This is a genomic window from Lentzea sp. NPDC059081 (assembly GCF_042738015.1).
Taxonomy (GTDB): domain Bacteria; phylum Actinomycetota; class Actinomycetes; order Mycobacteriales; family Pseudonocardiaceae; genus Lentzea.
Genome location: NZ_JBHYGW010000010.1, coordinates 13,551 through 39,572, shown reverse-complemented (window position 1 = coordinate 39,572; position 26,022 = coordinate 13,551). Strand labels below are relative to the sequence as shown.

General features: G+C 70.9%; 23 protein-coding genes and 1 pseudogene. 4 read left to right on the top strand and 20 right to left on the bottom strand.

The window, feature by feature from the left end:
* Positions 1–73 precede the first annotated feature (73 nt).
* Complete coding sequence (locus ACFWV3_RS22690; RefSeq protein ID WP_382413423.1) at positions 74–700, top strand: response regulator transcription factor; 627 nt, start codon at positions 74–76, stop codon at positions 698–700.
* A gap of 2 nt (positions 701–702) precedes the next feature.
* Here ACFWV3_RS22690 and ACFWV3_RS22685 read toward each other — a convergent pair whose 3' ends face one another.
* From ACFWV3_RS22685 to ACFWV3_RS22615, 15 genes and pseudogenes are all read right to left on the bottom strand, one after another.
* On the bottom strand, positions 703–2,001 hold the full coding sequence (locus ACFWV3_RS22685) for a hypothetical protein (RefSeq protein ID WP_382413421.1): 1,299 nt from the start codon (positions 1,999–2,001) through the stop codon (positions 703–705).
* A 93-nt stretch (positions 2,002–2,094) separates the two neighbouring features.
* The gene (locus tag ACFWV3_RS22680; protein ID WP_382413419.1) at positions 2,095–5,043 is read right to left on the bottom strand and encodes a VWA domain-containing protein; all 2,949 of its coding nucleotides are present in this window, start codon (positions 5,041–5,043) and stop codon (positions 2,095–2,097) included.
* A 2-nt stretch (positions 5,044–5,045) separates the two neighbouring features.
* Positions 5,046–5,984 carry an NADase-type glycan-binding domain-containing protein gene (locus ACFWV3_RS22675; protein WP_382413417.1) on the bottom strand — a complete coding sequence of 313 codons (939 nt, stop codon included), beginning with the start codon at positions 5,982–5,984 and terminating at the stop codon, positions 5,046–5,048.
* Positions 5,981–6,517 carry a phage tail protein gene (locus ACFWV3_RS22670; RefSeq protein WP_382413415.1) on the bottom strand — a complete coding sequence of 179 codons (537 nt, stop codon included), beginning with the start codon at positions 6,515–6,517 and terminating at the stop codon, positions 5,981–5,983. Before ACFWV3_RS22670 ends, ACFWV3_RS22675 begins: the two co-directional genes overlap by 4 nt.
* 1 nt (position 6,518) lies before the next feature.
* Positions 6,519–8,444 (bottom strand): putative baseplate assembly protein, encoded by a 1,926-nt coding sequence (locus ACFWV3_RS22665; RefSeq protein ID WP_382413413.1) that lies wholly within the window; start codon positions 8,442–8,444, stop codon positions 6,519–6,521.
* Positions 8,444–8,845, bottom strand: coding sequence for a GPW/gp25 family protein (locus ACFWV3_RS22660; protein WP_382413411.1), 402 nt, complete (start codon positions 8,843–8,845; stop codon positions 8,444–8,446). Before ACFWV3_RS22660 ends, ACFWV3_RS22665 begins: the two co-directional genes overlap by 1 nt.
* A gap of 3 nt (positions 8,846–8,848) precedes the next feature.
* Positions 8,849–9,133, bottom strand: coding sequence for a PAAR domain-containing protein (locus tag ACFWV3_RS22655; RefSeq protein WP_330856978.1), 285 nt, complete (start codon positions 9,131–9,133; stop codon positions 8,849–8,851).
* A gap of 10 nt (positions 9,134–9,143) precedes the next feature.
* Entirely contained in the window at positions 9,144–10,913 is a 1,770-nt protein-coding gene (locus ACFWV3_RS22650; protein WP_382413408.1) for a VgrG-related protein, read from the bottom strand.
* Positions 10,906–11,640, bottom strand: a complete 735-nt coding sequence (locus ACFWV3_RS22645) for a peptidase M23 (RefSeq protein WP_382413406.1) — start codon at positions 11,638–11,640, stop codon at positions 10,906–10,908. Before ACFWV3_RS22645 ends, ACFWV3_RS22650 begins: the two co-directional genes overlap by 8 nt.
* On the bottom strand, positions 11,637–12,065 hold the full coding sequence (locus ACFWV3_RS22640) for a phage tail protein (RefSeq protein WP_382413404.1): 429 nt from the start codon (positions 12,063–12,065) through the stop codon (positions 11,637–11,639). Before ACFWV3_RS22640 ends, ACFWV3_RS22645 begins: the two co-directional genes overlap by 4 nt.
* A 9-nt stretch (positions 12,066–12,074) precedes the next feature.
* Positions 12,075–13,316, bottom strand: coding sequence for a hypothetical protein (locus ACFWV3_RS22635; RefSeq protein ID WP_382413403.1), 1,242 nt, complete (start codon positions 13,314–13,316; stop codon positions 12,075–12,077).
* A 1,296-nt stretch (positions 13,317–14,612) separates the two neighbouring features.
* Positions 14,613–14,765: pseudogene (locus ACFWV3_RS22630) on the bottom strand (DUF6760 family protein); the annotation flags it as partial.
* Positions 14,762–15,130: a hypothetical protein gene (locus ACFWV3_RS22625; RefSeq protein WP_382413782.1), complete on the bottom strand. Its 369-nt coding sequence runs from the start codon at positions 15,128–15,130 to the stop codon at positions 14,762–14,764. The pseudogene ACFWV3_RS22630 and the gene ACFWV3_RS22625, both read right to left, overlap by 4 nt.
* Positions 15,131–15,156: 26 nt before the next feature.
* Positions 15,157–15,600 (bottom strand): phage tail protein, encoded by a 444-nt coding sequence (locus ACFWV3_RS22620; RefSeq protein WP_382413401.1) that lies wholly within the window; start codon positions 15,598–15,600, stop codon positions 15,157–15,159.
* A gap of 15 nt (positions 15,601–15,615) precedes the next feature.
* Positions 15,616–17,130 carry a phage tail sheath family protein gene (locus tag ACFWV3_RS22615; RefSeq protein WP_382413399.1) on the bottom strand — a complete coding sequence of 505 codons (1,515 nt, stop codon included), beginning with the start codon at positions 17,128–17,130 and terminating at the stop codon, positions 15,616–15,618.
* A 272-nt stretch (positions 17,131–17,402) separates the two neighbouring features.
* Here ACFWV3_RS22615 and ACFWV3_RS22610 point away from each other — a divergent pair, with 272 nt between their 5' ends.
* The 3 genes from ACFWV3_RS22610 to ACFWV3_RS22600 are packed head-to-tail and all read left to right on the top strand — an operon-like array spanning position 17,403 to position 20,954.
* Positions 17,403–18,761 carry a DNRLRE domain-containing protein gene (locus ACFWV3_RS22610; RefSeq protein ID WP_382413398.1) on the top strand — a complete coding sequence of 453 codons (1,359 nt, stop codon included), beginning with the start codon at positions 17,403–17,405 and terminating at the stop codon, positions 18,759–18,761.
* Between the two features lie 37 nt (positions 18,762–18,798).
* On the top strand, positions 18,799–20,001 hold the full coding sequence (locus tag ACFWV3_RS22605; protein ID WP_382413780.1) for an MFS transporter: 1,203 nt from the start codon (positions 18,799–18,801) through the stop codon (positions 19,999–20,001).
* On the top strand, positions 19,998–20,954 hold the full coding sequence (locus tag ACFWV3_RS22600) for a TolB family protein (RefSeq protein ID WP_382413397.1): 957 nt from the start codon (positions 19,998–20,000) through the stop codon (positions 20,952–20,954). Before ACFWV3_RS22605 ends, ACFWV3_RS22600 begins: the two co-directional genes overlap by 4 nt.
* 3 nt (positions 20,955–20,957) lie before the next feature.
* On the opposite strand, the gene ACFWV3_RS22595 is transcribed toward ACFWV3_RS22600, so the two are convergent.
* From ACFWV3_RS22595 to ACFWV3_RS22575, 5 genes are all read right to left on the bottom strand, one after another.
* Entirely contained in the window at positions 20,958–21,632 is a 675-nt protein-coding gene (locus ACFWV3_RS22595; protein ID WP_382413396.1) for a DUF4157 domain-containing protein, read from the bottom strand.
* Positions 21,633–21,650: 18 nt separating this feature from the next.
* Positions 21,651–23,615 (bottom strand): ATP-binding protein, encoded by a 1,965-nt coding sequence (locus ACFWV3_RS22590; protein WP_382413395.1) that lies wholly within the window; start codon positions 23,613–23,615, stop codon positions 21,651–21,653.
* Entirely contained in the window at positions 23,612–24,238 is a 627-nt protein-coding gene (locus ACFWV3_RS22585; RefSeq protein ID WP_382413394.1) for a DUF4255 domain-containing protein, read from the bottom strand. The genes ACFWV3_RS22590 and ACFWV3_RS22585 overlap by 4 nt, the downstream gene beginning before the upstream one ends.
* 104 nt (positions 24,239–24,342) lie before the next feature.
* Complete coding sequence (locus tag ACFWV3_RS22580; RefSeq protein WP_382413393.1) at positions 24,343–24,606, bottom strand: hypothetical protein; 264 nt, start codon at positions 24,604–24,606, stop codon at positions 24,343–24,345.
* A 127-nt stretch (positions 24,607–24,733) separates the two neighbouring features.
* A complete protein-coding gene (locus ACFWV3_RS22575) occupies positions 24,734–26,020 on the bottom strand; it encodes an ABC transporter substrate-binding protein (RefSeq protein ID WP_382413392.1) in 1,287 nt (428 codons plus the stop codon).
* Positions 26,021–26,022: the final 2 nt, after the last annotated feature.

Here is a 26,022-nt window from a genome sequence, read left to right as displayed (position 1 = left end):
GGACAGGTGCCCATGTCTCCCGGGACGGTCCCGGACGGAGAATTGAGCAGCCGACGTCAGAAGGGGAGAGCTGATGAACGCCGATCCGGTCACCGTCGTCCTGCACGCCACCGACTCCATCACCCGCGCGGGCGTCACCGTCGCACTGCGGTCCCGCCCCGAGATCAGGCTCGTCGAACCGGAGACCGCGGAGGGCTGCGTCGCCCTCGTCGTCGCCGAACGCCTCGACGAGAACGTGTTGCAGCTGTTGAGAAAGCTCCAGTGCCGGCCCAACCCCGGCATCGTGCTGATCGCCGGGGACGTGGCCGACGCCGAGCTCCTCGACGTGGTCGGCAGCGGGGTGTCCGCGGTGCTGCGCCGCGCGGACGCCACGCCGGACACCCTGGTCCGGCTGATCCGCGCGGCCCACGCCGGTGAGGGCTCACTGCCCGCCGACCTGCTCGGCCGGTTGCTGGGCAGGGTGTCCCAGCTGCAGCGCAACGTGTTGCGCCCCAACGGGCTCAACCTCGCCGGCATGTCCAGCCGGGAGACCGAGGTGCTGCGGATGATCGCCGACGGCCTGGAGACGCGGGAGATCGCGGAGAAGCTCTGCTACTCCCAGCGGACCGTGAAGTCGATCCTGCACGACATCACCAACCGGTTCCAGCTGCGCAACCGGGCGCACGCGGTGGCCTTCGCGTTGCGGGAAGGCCTGATCTGAGCTCACTCCGCCCGTCCGTTCAACACGACCGAGGGCGTGCACGCGCCCTTGGGCTGCGGGTTCTGGCAGCTCACCCGGAACACGATCTTCTCGCCCGGCTGGAAGCGCAGCGGCTCCTGGAAGTGCTCGTCGCGGTCCCGGAAGTTCCCGAGCCCGATCACCCGGATCACGCTGCGCGTCCCGCCCGCGTCCCGGACGAGCTGGGCGGTGCCCGTGTCGCCCTTCGCGTTCTCGAAGAAGAGGTCCTTGATGAGCAAGGTCTTCTTGTCGTCGGGCGGGGTGAACGTCACCTCGGTGAACGTGCCGGCGTTCGCCACGATCGCCGAGGTGGAGTCGATCCGGAACGTCACCGGGGTGCCCTCGGCGGCGGGCGGTTTGGGCAGGGTCGGGGTCGACGAGGTGTCGCCCGGCTTGATGCCCAGCGCGTCGAGGGCCTGGCCGGCGTTCGCGGCGGCCTGCTTCGACTCGCTCTTCGCGGCACCGGCGGCACTCGCGGCCTCGTCGGCCTTCTCCTGGATCTGCTTGGTCTCCTGCTGCATCGCCTCGCGCGCGGCGGACTTCACGGCGGGGGCCAGCACGGAGAACCACAGCCCCGCCAATGCCGCCAGCACCAGCAGCAGGGCGATCAGGGCCGGCAGCAACCACTTCGGCAGCAGCTGGCGCTGCACCATCGTGCCCTGGGCGAGCAACGGGTCGCCCACCTCCGGCACGACCTCGACCTGGAACGGGTGCCGCTTCGGCTCGCCCCGCAGGTAGGTCCTGCGCGGTCTGGCCTGCAGGCGGACGAACGTCGTCGTGCCCGGTGGGAGCGCGATCTCCCTGCGGTCCAGCCGGAAGTCGAGCTCGTCCTCGGGGTCGAGCGCCCGCAGCCGCAGCAGCGCGGGCGCGTTGCCCACGTTGTCGACGGCGACCTCGAACCTCGCCCTGCGCGAGCCCTCCGCCTTGGCGGGCACCAGTTCCGCGGTGACGTCGGTGAACGCGCCGACCACGACGACGCCCTCTTCGACGACCGAGCCGTGCGGGTCCTCGTGGGAGATGACCCGCACCCCGAACGGGACCGAGCCCGCGTACACGCGTGCGTCGCGCGGGGGTGCGAAGCGGACGAGGACCGGCGCGGACTCGCCGGGGTTGAGGTTGAGCGCGGCCGGTTCGGCGTGGCTCCACGACGCGGCGTCACCGACCACGTCGATCGTGAACTGGTCCACCAGCTCGCCGGCGTTGCGCACCACCACCTGGCAGGTGACGTCACCACCCGGCACGACGGACAGGTCCGCGGTGGACAGCGTCGCAGTTGCTCCCATGGTCAGAAGTCTCCTAGTTCGGCTGCCGGGAGGCAGCGGCGGTGAAGGCGTGGCCGGGTGCGCCCCGCGCTGCCCCCGAGGGCAGCCGCGGCGTCACCCCCGTTCGACGAAGTCCAGCGGCTGCACGGTGTTCGGCACCGCGAGGAAGTCACCGGAGGACACCTCGCCGAACCGCACGCCCTCGACCGGGTTCGCCGTGGCCCGCCGCACACCTTCCGTGTCGTTGTGGAAGACCAGCATCTGCGCGGTGAACGTCCCGTCGGCGGTGGTGAGCTCGCCGGGGGTCTCGGCGATGCCGGGACTCCAGCCGAGCCTGATCCTCGCGCCGGGCGGGAAGTCCTCGCCCTGCACCGAGACCACACCGCCGAGCGGTCCGGCCTGCTGGTCGAGGGTGAGAGTCGGTTGCCTGATGACGACCTGCGTGGCCGCCACGTTGTCGAGCGAGTCCTCGTCGGGGCCGGTGGCGACCACGACGCCGACCAGCTCGCGGTCGACGGCCTCGGTCGCCGGGATCCTGAGCTCGACCTCGGCGTCGCCGTCGGGGCCGAGCGTGCCGACCGGGCACGCCGGCAGGCAGCCGAACGCCGAGGCGATCACCCGCACGTCGGTGAGCGTCGAGCCGGAGCTGTTGAACAGCGCGAACTTCACGACCACGTCGTCGCCGCCGACGAACGCCGGCTGCGGGCTCGCGGACACCTTGAGCGACAGCGACCCGGTGCGTTCCAGGACCTTCACGGTGGCGCGCGCGGTGATCGCGCCGACCGCGGCGGTGACCACGTGCTCCCCCGCCGTGACGCCGGTGGCCTCCGCGCTCACGGTTCTCCTGCCGCCCGGGACGATCAGGCCCAGATCGGTGCCGGCCGGCCCACCCTCCAGGCCCGGCGGCGTCGTCACGGTGAGCGCCGCGGGCGACGGGGCGAACCCGGTGTTGGCGACGGTGACCTCGATCGTCGTCTCGCCGTTGAACGGGATCTCCGGCGGTGTCGCGGTGATGCTCACGGTGAGCCGCGGAAGTCGTTGCACGGCGGGCTGAGCGGCGTTGCGGGAGTAGAGCCGCGGCGTGCCGCCGTTGCGGACGGTCCACAGCTCCGGTGCTCCCTCGACGTCCGGCAACGACTCGAAGACGATCCCGCTGCCGTCGGGGAGCCAGGCCGCGTCGCGCGGGCGGACGACGTCCTCGCTGTTCTGGACGAGCACGCGGGCGGCGGACCCGTCGGCGCTGACCTCGCAGATGCGGGCTTCCTGCGTGACGGCGAGGGTCTTGCCGTCCGGTGACCAGGCGGGGTCCTCGCCGTGGCGGTCGCGGCACGGCTCGCCGAACCGCGCGGACAGGTCGGTCTGGCTCGTGCCGTCGGGGGTGACGAGCCAGATCTCGGGACCGCCGGAGTCGGTGGTGGTGATCGTGACGACGGCGGTGTCGGTGCCGGTGTTGCCGAGCGCGTCGGTCGCGGTGCAGGTCACCGTCGTGACGCCGATCGGGAACCTGGTGCCGGACGGTGGTGTGCAGGTCGGGGTGAGCGGGCGGTTCTGGCTGTCGGCCGCGGTCGCCTGGTAGGTGATCGTGGCGCCGGTGCCGTCCTGGGCCGGTGTGCGCACGTCGTCTATGCGCACCAACGGTTTCACGGCGTCAGCGACCTGTATTTCGATGTTCTGGACGTAACCCGGCCTGGCCTGCTGCTCGTCGTTGAGCCGGAACTCGACGGTGCAGCGCAGGGTGCTGCCGGGCACGGCGTCCGGGGCGATCGTGACCCGCTCGGTGAACCCGGCGTCCTGGCCGCTCGGGACGACCGCCTCGGCCGGGGTGAAGGCGAGGCCGAGCTTCGGGTCGCACCGGGGCACGGGCGTGATCTTGACGTCGAGGTCCCGGATGCCGGCGAGGATCGCGGTGCTGATCTCGTCCGGTTTGGTCTGGTCGTAGGTCTGCAGGGAGCCGTTGGTGGCCGAGACGAACCGGGTGGCCTGCCCGAACTGGTCGAGCCCGCCGCTGTCGATGCCGACGAACCGGATGTTCTCGGCCTTCAGGGCGGCGATGGCGTTCGGCACGGTGTCCTGCCCGCCCGGCATGAGACCCTCCGCGGTGCCCTCGTCGCCGATGACCACGACGACGCGGCTGGAGTCGGGCCGGAAGTCGAACGCGCCGGTGGCGGTCTGGATCAGCGCGTGCGCCCACACCTCGGTCGAGCCCTCGTTCGTGATGATGTTGACCTTGTCCTGCCAGTCGCCGACGTTCTCGGTGAGCGGGACGTGGACGGTGAAGGTCCGGCCGACGTTCTCCGGTCCGGCGTAGGAGCCGATGCCGAACCGGGTGTCCGGCTGCTGCGCGCGGATCTCCTTGATGATCTCGTCCAGGGTGCGCTTGACGCTGCCGAGCTCCTCGCTCATCGAGCCGCTGATGTCGATGAGGACCACGACGTCCGGCTTCGGCGGGACGCGCGGGGTGTGCACGACCTGGGCGACGTCGAACGTGCTGTTCAGGCGGGCGGGGCGGTCGGTCTCGGGTTCGGTGATCTGCGGTGGTGTCACGGCGATGGTGCTGGACCGGCGGGTGATGGCGATCGTCCTGCCGTCCGGGGACCAGTCCGGCTCGGTGTCGTCGGCCACGAGGTGTTCCGGGACCGGGATCTCGCCCGTGCGCACGCCGTCGGCGACACGGTAGATCTGCACGACGGGGGTGGTGCCCTCGCCGTTGGGGACCCACGTGACGAGCGCGATCGAGGTGCCGTCCGGTGACCACGCCGGTTCGGTCTGGTCGAACGGGTCGGCGGTGAGCCTGCGCGGGCTGCTGCCGTCCGCGTTGGCGATCATGACGTGGCCGTCGTCGACGAACGCGAGCCGGGTGCCGTCGAGGGAGAACGCCGGATCCTGCTGGCTCCGCGGGTTGTTCGTGAGGTTGGTGCGCGCGTTTCCGTTGCTGTCCGCCTTGACGACGTCGTCATCGCTGGTGAAGCCGACGTTGAACGGTTCGGGTGCCGGCGCCCGGGCGTACGACGCCGGCACCGGTAACGCGAGAAGAGCCACCAGCAGCAACGGAAGCGCGCGCACGGTCAGTTCACCTGCTTCGCGAACAGCTCGATCTCGCTGATCACCGTGTCGGTGCTCTCCGCGGACGGGTAGACGCCCGCGACGAGGACCTGGACCTCCCGGACGCCGTCGCCGTTCGCGATGGCGTGCTCCTGCTGGTCCGGCTGGTCGGTCAGCGTGATGTCGTGGGTCTTGCCGGTGTCGAACACCAGCGTGAGGCGCTGAGGTCGCTGGGAGCCCAGGTACTTCTTGGGGTCGCCGCTGTAGACGATCATCCGGCGGAGGTCGGCGGGGTGGTCGAACTTGATCGTGAGCGCCGCGGTCTTCGGGTCGGTGGGAGCGGCCCAGAAGGTGCCCTTGTCGTTGTCCATCGCGAGCGCGGCCGGGTGGTCGGGGCGTTGCTGCGCGGCCGAGATCGAGGACTGCCGCAGCGGCACCCAGTCCTCGACGAAGATGCCGGCGACGGTGTCCTTGGCCGCGATCGCCTTCGTGTTGACGCTGGTGCGGAACGGTTGCGAGAACGCGTACAGGCCGCCGAACAGCAGCAGGACCACGACCAGCGTCCAGCGGATCGCCTTGCCGACGCCCCGCCCCACCCCGCGGGCGCGGCGCGGGCGGCTGCCGTGCTCCCTGATCTTCGGGCCCCTGCTGGGGACCCACCGCTTCCACCACGGCTGTTCCTGCTTCACCGCGTCCACCAGCGAGTGGCCGCAGATGCCGCAGAACCGCCGGGTGTCCGGGTTGCCCGATCCGCACATGCCGCAGATAAGGTCGCCGGGCTGCGGCTCGCGCTTCAGCGTCTGTTGTGGACGGTGGTGGGGCTGGGGTTGCTGCTGGGTGGCATCCGGCCGGACCGCGGCGGTCTGCGCCTCGGCACCGGTCCACTGGAGGAAGTCGCCGCAGTTGCCGCAGAACTCGGCGTTCCGCGCGTTGTGCTCACCACAGCTCTGGCAGACGATCATGAGGTCACCTCGATGGTCGTGGCGACGTGGGCGGGCACCATCCGGCGGACCGCCGCGGTGATCCGCGCCCTGTCGACGGCGTCCGGGTCCGCCACCCGGATCCTGATCAGCGCGTGGGCGGGCGCACTGCCCGGCAGGGGGCCTTGCGCGTGGGCGGAGGTGGCCGTGCCGCCGCTGTCCACGACGTCGACCCGGCCACCGGTGAGCAGCCGCACGTGCTCCGCGATCCCCCTTGCCGTGCCGCGGAACCGGTGCAGGTGCACGGCCCTGGCGACGAGCTCGCGCCGTTGGGCCGCGGACCAGCTCTCGTCGAGGTCCAGCGCCACCCAGCCGGCGAGCCAGTCGACGAAGTCCTCGGGGGCGATGCGAGGGTCGAGGTAGGCGGTGAAGCAGTCGAGGACGGTGAAGACCGGGGCCAGCACCTCGTCGAGGGCACGGGTGAAGCGCTGGGTGAAGTCGTCGTCGGTGTAGACGGCGGGCATCCGCTCGCCGAGCGGGTGCGGGGAGACGAGGTCGTCGACGGCACTGCGCATGTCAGCTCCTCGCCACCCGGACCTGGTGCCCGTACGAGAAGGCCAGCCCGTTCGGCGGCAGGTCCACCCGTTGCACCGACTGCCCGCGCTCCCCCGTCACCAGGTTGGCCGCGAACAGCTTCACGTCCTCCACCAGCTCCACCCCCGCGATCCGTTGCAGCACCGCGTACACCTCGCCCGAGTGCACCGGCCGGCCGAACGGCCAGCCGCCGCCCTCCGCACCGCCGCGGATCGGGTCGAGGTAGTCGCCCAGCGCGTCCATCGCCCGTGCGCGCACCGCTTCTGAGGGCGTGCCGGGACGTGCCTTCAGGTCCGCCACCACCGTGACGCCCTGGTAGAACGGTGGTTCGACGCTCACCCGCGCGCCGACGCACCTCCGTGCGTCGAGGTGGCCCGCGATCCGTTCGAGGGTCTCCTGGTCGACCTGGAAGGCCGCGAAGTTCGGTTCCTCGTGCGCGGGAACGGCGGGGACGACCAGCACCCGCACGCCGTCCTCCCCCGGCGCGCACCGCACCCGTGCGACCTCGGGTGCGGCTTCCTTGGCGAGGATCTCGTAGTCCTCGGCCGTCACGGCGCGGTCACGGGTGCGCAGCGACAGCGGGCCTCTCAGCGCCGCGTCCTCCACCGACTCACCGGACACGCCGCCCCTGCCTGGCTTGCGGTTGGTGACGTTGCTGACGAACGGGACCGGATCCCGTTGCACCGTCACGAGGTTGCGGGCGACGTTGCCCCTGGTGCCGCCGCCGGTGCGGTACTCGGGCACGCGGATCGCCGCCGACTTGGCCGGCACCGCGCCGTAGTGGCGCAGGCTGCCGTCCTCCCGGCGGACCGCGGGGCCGAAGATGATCTGGCCCTCGGTGTTGTCCACCAGGAAGTGCCGGTCGTCCGGGCCCGACTCGGTGAACGCGGGGACCTCGGTCCAGGTGTCCCAGCCGTCGGTGGTCGCGACCTCGACGGTGATGGGCGCGCCGGCGACGACCGGGGTGCGGGCGAGCGGGAACCGCTGCCCCGCCACGCCTTCCGAGACGCCGACGGTCTCGCCCCTGACCACGTCGGCGTGCACGGCCTCGGTGGTGCCGCCCATCGTGACCGCCGTGACGTCGCGGATCCGCGGTGAGCGCTGGTAGAACGGCTGGCCCTGCCACAGCTCGGCGGCGCGGCACCGCAGCCAGCCGGCGCGGTTGCGGGTCAGGACGGACGTGGTGTGGCCGGCCGGGACGTGCACGACGACGTCGCCGGCGGAGTTGAAGCCGCCGTTGGTGAAGCTGTCGACCTCGCAGGCGGTCCAGCCGTCGTCGGTCCAGGCCTCCCACGCCCACGGCGGGTCGGCCGGGTTGATGCCGGAGCCCATCGGGTCGCAGTCGAACCGCAGCAGCACCGCGCAGCCGGGCACCGCGGCGGACAGGCCGAACAGCACGGCGTCGCCCGGTTCCGGCCGCTCGCCGAACGCCGGTGGTTCCTTCAGCGCCCTCAGGTCGTCCGTGCGGTCCACGGGCTGGCCGTTCGCCGTGGCGGTGGCAAGGTGCGCGAGCTCGCAGGGCACGATCGTGAGCGGGCGGTCGACCGTGAAGACGACCGGGTCCTCGACGCCCTTGCGCTGGGTCGCGACCTGGTTGCCCCGCGGCACCTCGACCGGGGCCGGCTGCGGTGCGGAGAGCCAGTAGGTGACGTCGACGCGGGCGGCGGTCGGGGCGAACAGCTCGACCCCGATCAGGTCGAGGAACTTGAGGTAGTGCAGCTTGGGGACGCGGTTGAGCCGGTACATCAGCTCGTCGACCATGTGCGCGAACGCCTCGATCAGCGTGACGCCGGGGTCGGAGACGTTGTGGTCCGTCCACTCCGGACAGCGCTGCTGGACGCGGCGCTTGGCCTCGTCGACGAGCTGCTGGAACCGGCGGTCGTCCAGGTTCGGCAGGGGAAGCGGCATCAAGCACCGTCCTCGTGGGGCGGAATGACGTAGAACGGGAAGACGAGGTTGCGCGGGTCGTTGGTGGTGCGCAGGGTGTAGCGGATGTCGATCAGCAGCGTGCCGCTCGCGACCTCGGCGAAGTCGACGACGACGTCGGTGAGGTCGATGCGCGGCTCCCACCGCTCGAGCGACTGCCGCACCTCGTACGCGATCTGCCCGGCGGTCGTGGAGTCGGCGGGCGCGAACACCAGGTCGTGGATCGCGCAGCCGAACTCGGGCCGCATCGGGCGTTCGCCCGGCGCGGTCGCGAGGATCAGCCGGATGCTCTCGACGATCTCGCGGTCGCCGTCGACGAGCGCGAGCGAGCCGGTCGCGTCGGTGCGGACGGGGAAGCTGATGCCCCTGCCGATGAAGTCCACCGCTCACCCTCCGATCAGGACGGTCGGGGCGCCGGGCGGCAGGATCGGCGCGCCGCAGCCGCTCATGTCGGTCACGCGGGCCGCGGGCTTGCCGCCGATGAGCACGGTGGGGCAGCCCGGCGGGACGATGGGTGTCGGCGGGTGGACGGCGGGCGGCGGGAACGAGCACGTGTGCAGGTCCCCCACCGTCGCGGCGGGTTTGCCGCCGATCAGCACGGTGGGCACGCCGGGTCCGGTGATGACGCCCGGATGTGCCGTCATGTCACCGACTCTGGCCGCGGGTGGCATCGCGTTCCCCCTAGTTGATCTTCACGATGGCGCCCTTGACGGTGAGCGGGCCACTCGCCGTGACCTCCGTCTGGGCCTGGCCGGCGATCTTGACGTTCGTGCCCTCCGCCGTGAGGTCGGTCTGCGCCTTCACGGACACCTTCTGGCCCTTGAGCTCCAGCGGACCGGTGCCCGCGTCGACGGTGATCCCGTTCTGCGCCTTGACCGTGATGGTCTTGCCGCTGGTGATCTCGACGCTCTGCGCCTTCTGGTCGAGCTTGACGACGAACTTCCCGTCACCGCTGGAGATCACGATGCCGTCGTCCTCGACGAACTCGACCTTGTGGCCCTTGCGGCTCACGAACCCGCGTGCCGCGATCTCGCCGCTGGCGCCGTCGACCGCCGGTTTGCCGAGCTTCGGCGGCTTGTCCTTGCCGTTGTAGAGGCCGCCGAGCACGTACGGGGCGTCGAAGTCGCCGTGCTCGAAGCCGACGAGCACCTCGTCGCCGACCTCAGGGACGATCAGCGTGCCGCGGTTCGCGCCGGCGCCCTGCTGCACCGTGCGGGCCCAGACGCTGGTGAGCTCGCCGGACAGCCACGGGAACTTGACCTGGACGCGGCCGATCTGCAGCGGGTCCTTGGCGTTGGTGACGATGGCGGGCACGAGTCCGTTGAGCTGCCTGTCCTTCGTGCTGTGCACGAGCCCGTAGAGGGAGCGCTCCTGCTTGCCGGAGACGGTGAACTCCGTGGTGTAGCCGGTGTGCTCGGCGAACAGGTGCCGGGTGCTGGTGAGCGTGTACTTGCCCTGGAACTGCTCGCCGACGTTGGTGAGCGCCACCGCCGTGCCCGCCTTGAGCTCCGGGTTCCCCCGTGCCACCCCGGTCAGTTCGGCGCAGGCCCCGCCGAGCTGGGCGGCGAGCGCGTCCGCGGCCGTCTTGGCCTCGGCGTGCGTGCGGTAGGGCAGGCCCGCTTCGAGGTGGGGCGGTGCCTTGAACTTGTTCGCGAGCGCGGCGGGGTTCGCCTGCGCCACCTCGACTCCCGCCGTGTTCGGGACGGCGGTGGCGACGACCTCCTGCTTGTTCTCGAAGTCCCAGCCCCTGACCTGCACCTCGGGCACCTGGCCCGCGGTCGTGATACCGGCCCTGAGCGCGACGAGCGTGCTGTGCAGCTCCAGCACGAGCGGGTTCGACTTGGCCTTGGCGCCCGGCTGCGGTGCCTTCGCGGGTGGTTCGGGCAGCTTGAAGTCGAGCTTGCCGTCCTTCACCGCGATCTGCGCGCCGACGGTGCGCGCGAGGCGGCTCAGGAACTCCCAGTCGCTCACGTTGTCCTGGCTGAGCTGCGTGTCCGGCCGTCCGCCGAAGCCCGGCACGGCGTCGATCGTCCCCGGCCTGATGCTGGCGCGGTCGGCGACCTTGCGGACGACGTCGGCGACCGTCATGTTCGGGTAGACCGCCACGCGCTTGCCGCGGAAGAGCCGGTGCGCCTCGTCGTAGCCGCGGACCTCGGTGAAGGTGCCGTGCGCGTCCAGCTCGACGCCGACGGCCGTGATCTCACCGCTCATCAGCGGTTTCGGCCCGCCGGGGTCGGCCGTCTGCACCTTGAGCGCGGCCTTGGCGCCGATCTTGAACCCCGCCTTGGCGAGCACGACGTGGCCGGGGTCGCGGAACCGCAGCACGAACATGTCCGGCAGGTTCCGGCTGTCGTCGACGTAGGCGTAGGTGAGCAGCAGCTTGACGTCCGCCGGCAGCGGCTGCCCCTCGACCTCGACGACGAGGTTGTTGGCGAAGCTCTCGTTAGCCATGCTGGATCTCCTCCAACGCCGGAACGAGGACGGTCGTGCCGAGCTGGAGCCGCATCGGGTCGTCGATGTCGTTGGCCGCGGCGATGTGCCGCCACAGCTCCGGGTTGCCGTAGGCCTGGTACGCCAGGCTTTGCAGGCTGTCGCCGGCCGTGAACGTGTGCGCGTCCCGCGCGGCGAGTGCCCCGCTGGTCGGGTTCTGGCCGCCGGGCTCGCCGCTGACCTCCTCCAGGTTGACCGTGCAGACGGCCCTGACCGGCATGCCGCCGGGCGTGAAGAGGGTGTACTTGGCGGTGACGCCGGAGACGTAGCTCGGGAACCCGGTCGTGGTGCCCCACTTGAAGATGACCCACGGCGGGCTGCCCTTGCCGTTCTGGCGGGAGTCCTTGGTGGGCACGGTGAGGTTGAAGAGCTGCTCGACCTTCTTGATGGTCGCGTCGCCCATGGTGTCGGTGGAGTCGAGGAAGATCTCCAGCGCGAGCTTGGCGGGTTCGGCGCCCTTGAACTCCGGCACGCCCGCCTTGGCCGCGTTGGGCTGGGTCTGCCGCTGCCACTTGGCGTTCTTGGCGAGCGTCAGCTCCTTGGGGTTGAACTGGAACCTGACCTCGTCGATCTGCGCCCCCGGCTTCTGCAGCCCGCCCGGCTTCGGCGGCTCGTGCACCGTGAGGGTCGCGTGCTCCATCTTCTTGGACGTGGTCGCCGACCCCGCGCTCGTGAACGTGACGGTCATCGCGCGTCCAGGAAGCCGTGGTGCGCCAGCTCGAGCGTCTCGGTGGCGACCTTGGTCTGCTCGGCGCTGAGCTGCGGCCCCGTCCACCGCACCGGGATCACCTCGGACAGCGACCAGCTGGCGATGATCGTCCCCTCCAGGGTCTTGGCCTCGATGACGGCGGTTCTCCTCTTGATCCCCGCGGCCATGCCCGCGATCCAGCTGGTGATCTTCTGGCTGTCCCTGGTGACCGGCCTGGACAGCTTCACGTTGGGGTACTTGATGCGCGTGGGCAGCTGCCACACCATCCCGTTGTTGCCGCCCTCTTCGCGCTGCTCGATGACGAACTCGCAGCCGAGCCCCTCACAGCTGTTGAAGGACCCCAGGTCGTCCTTGTCGACGGACACGCTGAAGCAGACGGCGACGGCTTCCTCTGGTGCGGTCATGGCAAGTCCTCACAGGTCGGTGAGCGCCCCACGACGCTCGCGGTCGAGCCACAGATCGGCCTTGAGCCGGCGCAGCAAGGGGTCGTACAGCTTGCGGAGCAACTCGTCGGCGCTGGGCCCGGCCGCCTCCGCCTGCGCGGGCGCCTCGGCGGCTTGCGCGGGCGGTGCGGCCTCGACCCGTTGGACGACTTCCCTGTGCACCACGGGTTCGGTCGCGCGCTGCAGCTCCGGCTCGGGCTCCGGCTTCGACCTCGGTTCGGGCGTGCGGGCGATGACCTGCTCGACCACCGGCATGGCCTGGACGACCGGCCCGCTGACCCGCTGCACGAGGGGCTGACCGCCGAGCGGGGTACCGAGTTGGCGGCCGGGTCGGGTTCCGGGTGGGGTGCTGAGCTGGCTGACGGGGTGGCTGGCGAGCTGGTTGCCGGGCTGAGTGCCGTAGTCCGCTTGTGCTGGTGCTCCCACCGATCTCTGCACGGCGGGCGAGTCCGCACCGAGGTTCAGCACGGTCAGCTGCCCGACCAGTCCGGCGGTCGGCGCCTCACCACCTGGCCCTGCCTCCGGCAGCGGAGCGTTCCCGGCCTCGACGACTCTCTGCACGAGAGGCATGCCCGCACCGGTGAGCGGCGCGGACTGCAGCGGTGCGGGTTGCGGCGAAACGGACTCGGCCGGCGCGGACAGGGGCGGCGCGGACAGCGGCGGCGCGAAGTCGGACGGCGCGGACAGGGTTGGCGCGGACTCGGGCAGCGTGGACAGCATTGGCGCCGACTCGGGCAGCGCGGATAGGAGTGGCGCAAACTCAGGCGCGGCGGGCTCAGGCGCGGTGGACAACGGAGCTGCAGGCGGGGGCGGCATGGTCTGGAGCGGCATCCCCTGGGGTGAAATCCCCTGGGGCGGTGCCACCTGGGCCGGCGTCGACTGGCGCTGTATCGACTGAAGCGGCATCGACTGGCGCTGCACGGACGCTGGCGGCGCGGTGTTCTCCCCCACCGTCTGCCTCGCCGCGGGAACGTCGGGCCCCGCGTCCACCGCACGCCACACCGGCACCTCGCCGACCCGTTGCACCACCGGAGTCACCGCAGGTGTGTCGACCTCGACGACCCGCTGCACAGCGGTCTCGACGGCACCAGCCGCCCGAACCTCCGGCAAGGCACCCGACTTGGCCGACCCGACCGACGGAACAGCCGGCGGGACAACGAACTCGGCCTGCCGCTGCACCGCGGTCTCGGCAGGAACCTTCGCCTCGGGCACCCGACCCGTCCGCACCACCGGCGCGACATCCCCTACCAGCGGAGCCGTGGACGACGTGCCGACTTCGTGGACCTCGGGAGTCGCGGGAACTACCGGAAAGACCTCCGGCAGAACCTCTGGTTCCGGCTCCACCGCCCTCTGCACGACAGTCGCCGCAGGCCCTGCCGGTGGCATGTTCGGCACAACAGGCAGCGGAGCCGGCGCGACCGTTGGCGGCGGTGGGACCGAAGGAGCCTCGGGAAGCCGCACCGCCCGTTGCACCACGGAAGTCTCGGCAGGCCGCACCGCCCGTTGCACCGCAGGCCCACGCACCACTGGGCTCGGCACCACTGGGCTGGGCACCACAGGGCTGGGCACCACAGGGCTCGGTACCGCTGGGCTCGATACCACTGGCGCTGCGGCAGTCGGCTTCTCCCCTGCTGCCGTAGCGGGCGGCGGGCCGCTGGGGTCCACCGCGCGTTGCAGCACGGGCGAGATCGGCTCGCCGAGTCCCAGCCTCCGCGGCCTCACCGCAGGTTCGGGCGCGTCAACGTGCCTCTGCACCGGCGCGGACACCGAGGGAGCTGGATTTGCCGGCACGGTCGCGCCGACCAGCGGCGCGACTTCCGACGGCTGGTCCACCGGTTCCGGCACCACCGCGTCTGGCTCCACCGCGTCCGGCACCGCCGGTTCTGGCGCGACCACGTCCAGCGCCACCGGCTCTGGCGCGGCCGGCTCCGCCGAAACCTCCGCGGCCTCCGGCTCGGGCGTGACCGGCACCTCCGGCACGCCCACCTCGGGCGCACCCATCTCCTGCACACTCACTTCCGGCACTCCCACATCCGGCGCATCTACAGGCGCCGCAACGGCATCCGGCACAACCGGACCCGACTCCACCCTCTGCACCACCGGCTCCGGCGTCACCACCCGAGGAGCCGCAGCCCCAACCCCCTCCACAACGCGCGACACCACGGGCCGAGGAGCAACCGCCCGCGACACCACCGGCCCCTCCCGGGGAGGAGCCGCGGGCGACGCCACGTCAGCGATCGACCCCGAAGGCTCGGACGGGCTCACGAGGTGTGCCAGCGGCTCCAGGAACGACGGGTTCTGCCACGACGCCAGCTGCGACGTGAAGCCCGACACCGGGTTGGTCAGCGGGTGTTCGGCGACGAGGCGTTGCAGGCGCGGCAGGGACCGCCAGTCGGCGCGCACCACGGGCAGCCGGGTGGGGCGCCGTCGAAAGGGCCACACAGCGATTCACCTCCCCAAAGCAGAGAACCCCGAAGCCGAAAACCCAGAACCAGAACCAGAACCGGACCCCGCCGACATCCGCGTGTTGATGCGGCCGATCTCCTCCACGTAGCGCAGCCGCTCGCCGTGCTCCAGGTCCAGGATGGAGTCGAGCGACCAGTGGAAGTGGTAGGCGACGTACGCGACCTCCGAGTACAGCCGGTCCGGCGCGTACGTCACGATTCCCCCAGGCGCCCGCCCGCGATGTCGACCTCGAACCCGTGCCCGCACGACGGGCACGCGACCGGCGAGCGCGTGTGGCCCTCGCTGTTGATCCGGCGGTACATGTCCTGCAGGAAGGCCAGGTCGGAGGCGAACAGGTTCTCGATGATCCCCGCGTGCACGTCGGTCACCGACCCGATGCGCACCACCACGCGCCCCAGCAGCACGACGGTCAGGTACGCCGCGTTCTCGCGGACCCGGTCGTCCCGCAACGGGATCAGCTCGTCGCGGGCCGTCGCCAGCCTCATCACGCCGGAGCGGTGCAGGACGCCCGAGTCGTCCACGTAGCCGCGCGGGAGCTCGAACGCGAACTCCGTGCGCATCTCCGGAGCAACCGCAGAAGAGCGCTTCACTCGACGTCCATCTCCTCGTAGGTGACCGTGAGCTTCTCGGTCAGGACGGAGGTGTCGCCGGCCTTCAGCGTGCCGATCTCCAGCGCCTTGGGCCACGCCCGCATGATCTTGTAGCGCTTGATGGCCTGGCCCTCGTAGTCGTAGACGACGACCACGCCGTTCTTGCGGGCGCTGCCCATCTTGCCGAAGCGGGAGTCCTTCACCCACTTCTCGAACGAGTTGTCGGAGGTGAGGCCTCGGGTGAAGACGACCTCGCCCGCCTTCATGCGGCCGGGCAGCTTCTTCACGACGTACTTGCCGTCGGCCATGTTCTGCTTGAGCTCGATGACGTCCTGCTCCATCTTCAGGCCGGTCACCTCGGAGATCTGCTTGATCGTGATGCCGTCGACCTCCAGGCCGAACGAGTGGCCTACCGACGTGTCGAGATCGGGGAGTGCCATGTCGATGAACCGCCTTTACTCGTTGACCAGACTGGTGCCGCCCTGCATCTGGGCGAGCCGGAAGATGACGAACTCCGCGGGCTTGACCGGCGCGATGCCGACCTCGCAGACCACCTGGCCGAGGTCGATGCCCTCCGCCGGGTTGGTCTCGCGGTCGCACTTGACGTAGAACGCCTCGTCGGGCGTCAGGCCGAACAGGGCGCCCTTGCGCCACTCCATCACCAGGAACGCGGCGATGGTGCGGCGGATCCGGGCCCACAGGGCGTCGTCGTTGGGCTCGAACACGACCCACTGCGTTCCGTCCAGAATGGACTCTTCGAGGTAGTTGAAGAGCCGCCGGACGTTCAGGTAGCGCCAGGCCGGGTCGGACGACAGGGTGCGCGCTCCCCAGACGCGGATGCCGCGGCCGGTGAACGAGCGGATGCAGTTGACGCCGATCGGGTTCAGCAGCTCCTGCTCGGCCTTGGTCAGCTGCGTCTGCAACGCCACGGCGCCGCGCACGGTCTCGTTCGCCGGTGCCTTGTGCACGCCGCGGGTGGCGTCGGTGCGCGCCCACACGCCGGCCATGTGGCCCGACGGCGGCACGAAGATGTTGTCCGAGGTGGCCGGGTCGTAGACCTTGATCCACGGGTAGTAGAGGGTCGCGTACTTCGAGTCGTAGCCCGCCTCGACCTGCTTCCAGTTCTTCACCTGGTCCGGCGAGAGGTCCGGCGGCGGGTCGAGGATCGCCATGCGGTCGCCCATGAGCTCGCAGTGCGCGATCATGGCGGCCTGCACGGTCTTCACGGCCTCCAGCGTGATCAGCCCGCGCTGGTAGGAGCTCATCAGGTCGGGCACCGAGACCATCGTGATCTCGTCCACGGCCTCCAGGCCGCCGAAGCCGGTGCGGTCCGCGACGTCGCCGACGTAGTCGTCCGCCACGACCTTGCGCGGCACGGGCGGCGTGGCAGGAGCCTCGCGCAGCGCGACCGTCGCCTTGTCCGGCTTGGCGACCGACGCGCCGGCGACCTCCTCGATCGTGATCAGCTTCGACGCCGTGTTCACAACGGTGAGGACGTTCTCCTTGCCGCGCTTGGAGGTCACCTGGTGCGTCTCGACGACCTTGCCGTTGTCCTTGACCAGCAACGCGAAGCGGTCGTCCGGCGGGTTCTCGCCCGCGGCGTCGCCGACCTCGACGGACAGGGTGCCGGCGCCGAGCTCGCGCGCCGCCACGCGGTAGCTGCCGAGCACGGCCGACGGACCGGCGGGCAGGGCGGGCGCGGACCGCTCGCCGCCGACGCGCACGACGTAGCAGTTGGTGCCACCGTTGAGGAAGTAGCCGTAGACGGCCAGCGGCAGGTAGCAGCCCTCGGCGAAGTCGCCGAACTTCTCGGTGTACTGCGCCCAGTTCGACACCAGCGTCGGGGTGTTGTAGTCACCCTTGGCCGCGAACCCGACGAACGCGGCGACGGCGGTGCCGACGCCCTCGATCGGGCGGGCACCTGCCTCCACCTCCTCGACGTACACGCCCGGCGAGAGATAGGTGGGCATCGACGGCCTCCCAAGTCGTACGGAATGCTGTGCGACCAATGCTGCGTCGATCACCGGGAACCCGACACGACCCGGCGACGGTGCTGGAGGGAGCCGGTGACTGCCCGAAGGGGCAGTGGTCGAGGAAGAGCCAGGACGGCGACGCGGCGGTCACCCCGGGGAGGGGTTTTCCGACCGTTCACCCAACTGCCGCCGAACGATCATTGGTGACCGAACCAGTTCGCCCTACTCTCGCCGACGGCCCATGTCCGCCCACCACCCCGAGGACAGGCATGTCACGTCGCAGGGCTCCCCTGGCCGTGCTCTCCACGGTCATCGTCACGGCGGCCACCCTCACCGCCTCCACGGCCGCCCAAGCGGCCACCACGACCTTCACCCCGACTGCCGACACCTACGTCGACAGCTCCGCCACTGGAACGAACTACGGCACCGCCGGGCAGCTCGGCACGGACGGCTCGCCCACCAAGCGGACGTTCCTGAAGTTCACCGTCGCGGGCATCAGCGGCTCGGTGAGCAGCGTCAAGCTGCGCGTCCACACCGACGACGTGTCCGGCTCGCAGAGCCCGAGCGGCGGCACCTTCCGGTCCACGTCCGCCGTCGGCTGGACCGAGACCGGGGTCACCTGGAACAACCAGCCCGCGGTCGACGGCGCCACGCTCGGCTCGCTCGGCGAGGTCGTCCGCAACGCCTGGTACGAGGTCGACGTCACCAGCTACGTCACGGGCAACGGCACCTACAGCATCGCGATCACGTCCAGCAGCACGGACGGCGCCGACTACGACTCGCGCGAGTCCGGCACGACCGCACCGCAGCTCGTGGTCACCGACGGCACCACGCAGCCACCCGGCGACCCGGTGTGGGTCGGCGCGGGCGACATCGCCGACTCCGGTTCCGGCGACACCGCCACCGCGGCGTTGCTGGACAACATCCAGGGCACCGTCTGGACCACCGGCGACAACGTCTACACCAACGGCACCGCGTCGGAGTTCGCCAACTACTACGAGCCCACGTGGGGCCGGCACAAGGCGCGCACCAAGCCCTCCCCCGGCAACCACGACTACAACACCAGCGGCGCCACGGGGTACTACAACTACTTCGGCTCGCTCGCCGGTCCGTCGGGCCGGGGCTACTACTCCTACGACATCGGCGACTGGCACATCGTGTCGCTGAACTCCAACGTCAGCATGTCGGCGGGCAATGCGCAGGAGCAGTGGCTGCGCGCGGACCTGGCGGCGAGCACGAAGACCTGCACCGCGGCGTACTGGCACCACCCGCTGTTCACCAGCGGCGCCAACCACGCGCCCTCGACGGCGACCAGGCCGTTGTTCCAGGCGCTGTACGACTACAACGCGGACGTCGTGGTCACCGGCCACAACCACCAGTACGAGCGGTTCGCGCCGATGAACCCCAACGGCGGCCTGGACACCACGCGCGGCATCCGGTCGTTCGTCGCGGGCATGGGCGGCGCCGGGGCGTACGGGTTCGGCACGATCCAGCCGAACAGCGAGGCGCGCAACACCGGCACCCGCGGCGTGCTGAAGCTGACGTTGCACAGCGGCAGCTTCGACTGGCAGTTCGTCCCCGAGGCGGGCAAGACCTACGCCGACAGCGGCACCACGAACTGCCACTGACGGGCCGGCACGCCACGAACCGGGCCGGAGGCCGATGATGTACCTGTCCACCATCGACAAACCCAGGACGGCGAACTGGAAGGGGCTGAGCGGCAACGTCTTCGCGCTCGGCACGGTCAGTCTCATCACCGACGTCTCGTCGGAGATGGTGGCCGCGATCCTGCCGCTGTACCTGGTCATCGGCCTCCAGCTCAGCCCGGCCGCGTACGGGCTGGTCGACGGCGTCTACACCGGCGCCACCACCCTGCTGCGGCTCGCGGGTGGCTACCTCGCCGACCGCACCCACCGGCGCAAAGCGGTGGCGGGCCTCGGGTACGGCCTGTCCGCCGTGGCCAAGCTCGGTCTGCTCGCCGCGGGCAGCTCGCTGACCGCACTGGGGTTCGTGATCACGGCGGACCGCGCGGGCAAGGGACTGCGGACGGCACCGCGCGACGCGCTGATCACCCTCTCCACGCCCAGCGACGACCTGGGCCGGGCGTTCGGCGTGCACCGGGCGATGGACGGCATCGGCGCGTTCGCCGGGCCGTTGGTCGCGATGGCCGTGCTCGCGGCCTCGGCACAGTCGTTCGACGCCGTGTTCGTCACCAGCTTCTGCATCGCCGCGTTCGGCGTGCTGGTCCTCGTGCTCTACGTGCGTGACCGGCCGGAACCGGTGGAGCGCAGGCAACCCCTGAAGCTCGCACTGCTGAAGGACCCGGCGGTGCGCAGGATCGTGCTGGCCGCGTCGTTGCTCGGGCTGGTCACCATCGGCGACGGGTTCGTGTACCTGTTGCTGCAGAAGCGCGAGGGGCTGGCGTTCGGCTGGTTCCCGTTGCTCGCCGTGGGAACCAGCCTGGTGTACCTGCTGCTCGCCGCTCCGCTGGGCGCGCTCGCCGACCGGATCGGGCGGCTCAAGGTCATGCTGGCCGGCTACGGCGCGCTGACGCTGGTCTACCTGCTGCTCTTCGGACCGCTGGGCGGCTGGCCGCTCCTCGTGCTGGTCGTGCTGTTGTACGGCGTGTTCTACGCCTGCACGGACGGCGTGCTGATGGCGCTCGCGGGGCCGGTGCTGCCCGAACGGCTGCGCACCACCGGCATCGCGCTGATCCAAAGTGGACAGGCGCTGGCCTACCTCGGCTCGTCCGTGCTGTTCGGTCTCGCCTGGCAGTTCTGGAGCCAGGAGACCGCCACCAGGGCCGCCGCGGTCGCGGTCGTCCTGGCCCTGCTCACCACCGCCGGACTGCTGGGACGCCGCTCATGAACAGCCGCCTGCTGATCACGCTGACCGCCGCCGTCCTGCTCGGCGGCGTCGCCGTCGGCTACACCGCCCTGTCCGGTGCCACGCCGGACGACGCCGCGCGGTCCGTCCCGGCGGGTGCCGGGCCGCGGTTGATGGTCCTGAGCAACGGCAAGCTGTCCACGGTGTCGCGCACCGACCCGGCCGGTTCCCGCGAGGTCACCGGCCAGAGCTGCGACCGCGCGTACTCCGCCGCCGGGACGATCTCGTGCCTGCGCCCGGCCGGTGCGTTGAAGGCGAGCGAGCTGGCCGTGCTCGACCGCGACCTGAAGGAGCTCAAGACCGTTCCGCTGACCGGGTTCCCGAACCGGACGCGGGTGTCGGCCAGCGGCCGGATGGTGGCGTGGACGCTGTTCGTCGACGGGCACTCCTACGCGGCCAACGGTTTCTCGACCAGCACCGGCATCCTCGACACGCAGACCGGCGCGCTGGTCACGACGCTGGAGGAATTCGCCGTCGAGGGCATGCCGCAACGACCGGTCGACACGAACTACTGGGGCGTCACGTTCACCGGCGACGACAACCGCTTCTACGCCACCATGTCCACCGGCGGCCACCGCTACCTGCTCGAAGGCGACTTCGCGGGACGGAAGCTGCACCCGCTGACCGACCTGGACGACGTCGAGTGCCCGTCGCTGTCCCCGGACGGCACCCGCATCGCCTACAAGAAGGCGGTGGGCGGCGATCCGCAGAAAGGCTGGCGCGTCTCGGTGCTCGACCTCGCGTCGAAGAAGATCACCGAGCTCGCCGAGACCCGCAGTGTCGACGACCAGCCGGCCTGGGTCGACGACCGGACCGTCGCGTACGGCATCCAGCGCGACGACGGCCTGAACGACGTGTGGTCGGTGCCCGCCGACGGCACCGGTGCTCCCGCCGTCCTCGTTCCCGAGGCGAGCTCACCGGCGCCGATCAGCTAGTCCTCACTCCGCGGGCGCTTCTTCCTCTTCCTCTGCCCGCTGCACGAACGTCTGGGCGGTCTCCTCCTCGGCGGGCGCCTCTTCGCGCTGCACCGCCATCTCACCGCCGTGGCTGCCGTGGTCCGCCAAGCGCTGCACCGGAGCGGGCGCCGACATCACTCGGTCGGCATTGGAGACCGCCTCGCGCTCGAAGCGGTCGGACGGGTCGCTGACCTTCACACCGCTGCCGTTGTCCGTGCCCTCGACCGGCCCGGACCGCTGCTGCACCACGTGCGTGAGCTCGTGGGCCAGCATGTGCTTGCCGGAGTCCGACGACGGGTCGTACTTGTCGCGCTGGAAAACGATGTTCGACCCCACGGTGTACGCCTGCGCGTTCACCGACTTCGCCGAGTCGTGCGCCGCCGACCCGGTGTGCACCCGGACGTCGGAGAAGTCCTGCCCGAACCGGCCTTCCATGTCCGCGCGCACCCCCGCGTCGAGCGGCGACCCGCCGGACGAGACGACGTCGCCGACACTCGCGTTGCCCACGGCCCGTTGCAGGCCGAGCATGCCGGAGTGCCCGAGCACGTCGGTGCGCCCGGCGACGGCGGCACGGCCCATCAGATCGGTCTGCTCCTGCGGGTGCCGGTCGCCCTGGGGATGCGACGACTCCTCGTGCTCGTGTTCGTGCCCGCGCATCACAACCTTCTTTCCACGTCATCCCACCAGGCGTTCGGTGGCCAGTTCGAAGTAGCGGCCGAACTCGCGCTGCCCGACCAGCCGGCCGAGCTTGCGGTACTCGCGCGCGACGGCGCCGATCAGCTCGACCATGCCGACGACGTGACCCGCCGCGGCCGCGAGGTACGCCGCCGTCACCGCCGCCGAGCGGATGTGCCCGCCCGCCAGCTCGAACGACTCGGCGAGGAACTCGAGGTCCACATCGGACGACCGCGGCACCGACGAGCCGAGGCAGCGGTCCCACAGGCCGCGCCGCAGGTCCGCGTCCGGCAACGGGAAGTCCACGATCACGTCGAGGCGGCGGGTGAACGCGTCGTCGAGGTTCGCCCGCAGGTTCGTGGCCAGCACGGCGATGCCGTCGAACGACTCCATGCGCTGCAACAGGTAGGCGCTCTCGATGTTCGCGTACCGGTCGTTCGCGTCCCGGACCTCCGAGCGCTTGCCGAAGATCGCGTCGGCCTCGTCGAACAGCAGCACGCCGTTGACCCCGGCCGCTTCGACGAAGATCCGCTCCAGGTTCTTCTCCGTCTCGCCGACGTACTTGTCCACGACCGTCGCGAGGTTGACCGTGTAGAGGTCGAGGCCGAGCGACGCCGCGACCACCTCGGCGGACATCGTCTTGCCGGTGCCCGAGTCGCCGGCGAACAACGCCGTCACGCCGCGCCCGCGTCCCCCGCCGGGCCGCATCCGCCACTCGTCGATGACCCGGTCGCGGTGCTTCGCCCTGGCCGCGAGCTCGTGCAGCAACGCCGTGATGGGCAGGGGCAGCACGAGGTCCGGCCACGTGACGGCGGGTTCGATGCGCCGCGCCAGCCGTTGCAGGCCGCCCGCGTTCTGGCTGCGCGCGCCCGCCCTCAGGTGCGTGACGTCGACCATCCCGTCGTCGGCCAGCGCCGAGACGGAGGCCGCGTTCGCCGCCCTGCTGATCTGGGTGGGCCCGAGCACGAAGTGCGCGGTCACCTCGGCCGGGTCGATGCCGTGCGCGAGCTTGCCGTCGAGCTCGGCCCGCCACAACGCCACCCGCACGTCGAACGGCACCTGCACGGCGTCGTGCTGCAACGGCGGCGTCCTGGTCCAGCGCGGCTCCCACGCCCCGGACCCGTAGGCGATGACCGGGATCTCGTCGTGCAGCAACGGGTCCAGCGTGAACCCCGCGTCGATCGGGCCGACGACGATCCCCGCGCTGCGCAGCAACGCCTCGCGCTTCACCACCAGCGGGTCCGCCAGCCGGCCCGCCTCGACCAGCAACGCCGGGAAACCGGCCTGCGCCAGCGCCGCCACGGCCAGCTCCGCCGCGCCGCCACCGGGGTGCTCGCGCAGGTAGACGAGCCGCACGCCGCGCTCGATGCCGCGCGCCAGCCGGTCGTCGCCCGGCATCCGCACCGGGTTGCCCGGCAGCGTCACGAAGTCGGTGAGCACCGGGTCCGGCCGGTCGTCACCGAGCAGGTGCGCGCCGACCCTGTCGGGCACCCGCAACGACCTGCTGAGCAACGGCCGTTCCGGGTCCTCGACCGTCACGAGCCCGCAGCGGACCAGCGGGCTGCCGTGGTCGAGCCGCGACCGGCCCTGCGGCGAGGCCTCGGCGAGCCCGCACAGCCGCAGGGCGAGCCCGGTGGTGGCCCTGCGCCGCGTCACGTCGTCGTTGAGGTAGCCGTAGAACTGCTCGAACCTGCTGTCGACGTCGGGTGCCAGCGCGACCAGCAGCAGCTCGACGTCCACTTCGGACAGTCGAGCCCGCGCGGCCAGCCTGCCGAGCCGCCCGTCCGCGACGGTCCCGGTGAACGGCGCGAACGGCTCCCGCCCGCTGTCCAGCAACGCCTCGATGACCTCGTCCGACAGGTAGAGCCCGCGGAACGGGTCGTCGGGGTTGGGGTCCGTCGCCCTGCGCGCGGCCACCGCCATCCGGATCCGCCGCTCGAGCCCCGCCATCCGCTCGAAGATCATGGCGCCACCTTGCGCATCGACACCCCGTCGGCGGTGACGTTGTGCCGCACCCGTTCCGAGCCGGAGCGCAGCTCGACGCCCTCGCTCACCGGCGGCCCGGCGGTGAACTTCCGGCCGGACGACACGGGTGCCGACACGACGACGTCCAGCGACGGCTTCAGCTCACCGCCCAGCGCGCTCCACACGTCGGCGAACGCCCGGTCCTCCGGCGGCGGCAACGCGATCGTCATCGGCACGGGCAACCCGATCTCGGCCAGCGACCCGCTGAGCAGCCCCGGCGGCACGGCGTCGTACCCGATGAACCCCATGAGCAGGTCGGAGAGCAGCCGGTGCTCGTCCTCCGGCCGTTGCGTCCACGCCGTGACGAGGTACGACAGCTTCATGTGCCGCGGCGGCAGGTGCCGTGCCGCGACCTGTCCCTGCGCGTCGTACTCGTTGAGCAGCCCGCGCTGGCGACGCTTGATGTCCTCGCGGATGTCGTAGAGGTAGATGTTGACCGTGGGCGCGTTGCGGCGCGCCGCCCAGTCCTTGGTCGGCGCGTCGAACGCGACCTCCAGGTCCGAACCGCGCAACGCCTCGTCGCGGACCAGGCGACGCAGTGCCTCGTCAACCTCGTGGATCACACCGTCCACGATCGCGTGGCGCGGCGCCGGGAACCATCAACGCACCGACGTCCCGGCGGGCACGAACGGCTGCCCCAACGGGCAGGTTCCTACACGGGCAGTGTCTATACGGGCAGGGGCTTCATCCGGTCCGGCATGTGCGCGCGTAACGCGTCGTGCAACGCCGACACCTCGTCGGCGTCGAGCAGCACGGACCCGGTCTCGCACCTCAGCTCCGCCTCGCCGGTGCGCTGGTCCGGCACGTACCTCAACGCCACGTCCGGGACCGAGCACGACTCGGCCTCGCGGATCGCGACCAACAGCTCCGACACCCGTTCGTACCCCAGCCGCGCGCTCCAGCGCAGCGCGGCCGGGGGACGGACGAACAACCGGAGGCCTCCCGCGGATCGGCGAACTTCAACGCACGACAACACCGCTGCAACCTCCTAGCAAACTTCTTCGGAAGAGACTAGCCAGGACGCGGTGGAGTCAGCGTCGAGCGTCACCCGTTCGGACTCACTGGTAGCAGGGCTTCTCGAACTTGAAATCCTTCGCTGTCGGACCCGTGAAGAACTCCTCCACCAGCGAAACCCCGGTCGGAGCGGCGTCGTCGGGCTTGTAGAGCAGCGTCTGGCGGAACGCGCCATCCTGGGGCGAAGCGGAGAAATTACCTGCACCCGAAGGAAGCATGCCCTCGTAGTCCACCGAGGTGAGCTGACGCACCGCGTTCAGCACGCCGGCGCGCGTCATGTCCTTGTTGGCGGCGGCCTTCTCCAGTGCCGCCTTCAACGGATAGGCCCACACCCACCCGGCGGTGTAGCCGTCGTTCGGCGTCACGCCGGTGAGCGCGGCGCGCATCGCGGTGTGGCCCACGGACTCGGTGTTCCACGCCTTCCAGGGAGCCGACTGCAGGTACAGCGCCTTGAGCGCGGGCGCGGCCGGCGACTTCAGCAGGCCCGGGTTCCAGGTCGGCGAGGTGCCGATGAACTTGCCCTTGAACCCGCGGGCCGCCGCCTGGCCGACGATCACGGCCGCGTCGGTCGGGCCGGTGGTCAGCACGACCAGGTCGGGCTTCTTGCCCACCACGGCGTCGATGGCGCCGGCCTGGTTGTCCTGGCCGGTCTGCGTCGTCACGCTCTCGAACGTCAGCCCGCGCTTCTCGGCCGCGATCTTGGCGCCCGCGGCCGCGTCGTCGCCGTAGTCACCGGCGAGGTGCACGGCCATCACGGACTTCACGCCCATCTTGTCGACGGCGTAGTCGACCGTGTTCATCGACTCGATGCAGTAGTTCGCGCCGGACTCCAGCACGACCTCCTCGAAGCCCCACAACGAGGTCCACGACGCGGGCACCGACACCATCTGCGTGTTCTCGAGGTCCGGCAGGATCGCGACGGTGGTGGGCGAGCCCAGGGTCTGCGTGAGCGCCAGAACGTTGCCCTTGATCTCCTGGTAGACCTGGTTGTGGATCTGCGGGTTGTACTTGTTGTCCTTGACGTACTTCGTCACGTCGATCTCGTAGCCGCCGATGCCGCCGCGGTCGTTCACGCGCTTCCAGAACGCCTTCTGCGAGTCGGTGATCGGCACGGCGAGGGTCTTGAACGGGCCCTCGGTGAGGTCGGAGATGGTGCCGAGGTAGATGCAGCCCTTGGCCTTGTCGACCGCCTGCGGGCACGGTTCCTTCGTCACGCCGAAGTCGACCTTGATGCCGCCGGCGCCCTCCTGCGGCGCGGCGCCGTCCCCGCCTCGGCACGAGGCGAGAGCCAGCACTGCGACCGCTAATGCCGCGAATCTCTTACCAGACATGA

What these genes read in the sequence shown, in the direction of transcription:
- ACFWV3_RS22690 (WP_382413423.1), top strand. Translation starts at nt 74, where the DNA reads ATGAACGCCGATCCGGTCACCGTCGTCCTGCACGCCACCGACTCCATC.
- ACFWV3_RS22685 (WP_382413421.1), bottom strand. Translation starts at nt 2,001, where the DNA reads ATGGGAGCAACTGCGACGCTGTCCACCGCGGACCTGTCCGTCGTGCCG.
- ACFWV3_RS22675 (WP_382413417.1), bottom strand. Translation starts at nt 5,984, where the DNA reads ATGATCGTCTGCCAGAGCTGTGGTGAGCACAACGCGCGGAACGCCGAG.
- ACFWV3_RS22670 (WP_382413415.1), bottom strand. Translation starts at nt 6,517, where the DNA reads ATGCGCAGTGCCGTCGACGACCTCGTCTCCCCGCACCCGCTCGGCGAG.
- ACFWV3_RS22665 (WP_382413413.1), bottom strand. Translation starts at nt 8,444, where the DNA reads ATGCCGCTTCCCCTGCCGAACCTGGACGACCGCCGGTTCCAGCAGCTC.
- ACFWV3_RS22655 (WP_330856978.1), bottom strand. Translation starts at nt 9,133, where the DNA reads ATGCCACCCGCGGCCAGAGTCGGTGACATGACGGCACATCCGGGCGTC.
- ACFWV3_RS22650 (WP_382413408.1), bottom strand. Translation starts at nt 10,913, where the DNA reads ATGGCTAACGAGAGCTTCGCCAACAACCTCGTCGTCGAGGTCGAGGGG.
- ACFWV3_RS22645 (WP_382413406.1), bottom strand. Translation starts at nt 11,640, where the DNA reads ATGACCGTCACGTTCACGAGCGCGGGGTCGGCGACCACGTCCAAGAAG.
- ACFWV3_RS22640 (WP_382413404.1), bottom strand. Translation starts at nt 12,065, where the DNA reads ATGACCGCACCAGAGGAAGCCGTCGCCGTCTGCTTCAGCGTGTCCGTC.
- ACFWV3_RS22625 (WP_382413782.1), bottom strand. Translation starts at nt 15,130, where the DNA reads ATGCGCACGGAGTTCGCGTTCGAGCTCCCGCGCGGCTACGTGGACGAC.
- ACFWV3_RS22620 (WP_382413401.1), bottom strand. Translation starts at nt 15,600, where the DNA reads ATGGCACTCCCCGATCTCGACACGTCGGTAGGCCACTCGTTCGGCCTG.
- ACFWV3_RS22615 (WP_382413399.1), bottom strand. Translation starts at nt 17,130, where the DNA reads ATGCCCACCTATCTCTCGCCGGGCGTGTACGTCGAGGAGGTGGAGGCA.
- ACFWV3_RS22610 (WP_382413398.1), top strand. Translation starts at nt 17,403, where the DNA reads ATGTCACGTCGCAGGGCTCCCCTGGCCGTGCTCTCCACGGTCATCGTC.
- ACFWV3_RS22605 (WP_382413780.1), top strand. Translation starts at nt 18,799, where the DNA reads ATGTACCTGTCCACCATCGACAAACCCAGGACGGCGAACTGGAAGGGG.
- ACFWV3_RS22600 (WP_382413397.1), top strand. Translation starts at nt 19,998, where the DNA reads ATGAACAGCCGCCTGCTGATCACGCTGACCGCCGCCGTCCTGCTCGGC.
- ACFWV3_RS22595 (WP_382413396.1), bottom strand. Translation starts at nt 21,632, where the DNA reads ATGCGCGGGCACGAACACGAGCACGAGGAGTCGTCGCATCCCCAGGGC.
- ACFWV3_RS22590 (WP_382413395.1), bottom strand. Translation starts at nt 23,615, where the DNA reads ATGATCTTCGAGCGGATGGCGGGGCTCGAGCGGCGGATCCGGATGGCG.
- ACFWV3_RS22575 (WP_382413392.1), bottom strand. Translation starts at nt 26,020, where the DNA reads ATGTCTGGTAAGAGATTCGCGGCATTAGCGGTCGCAGTGCTGGCTCTC.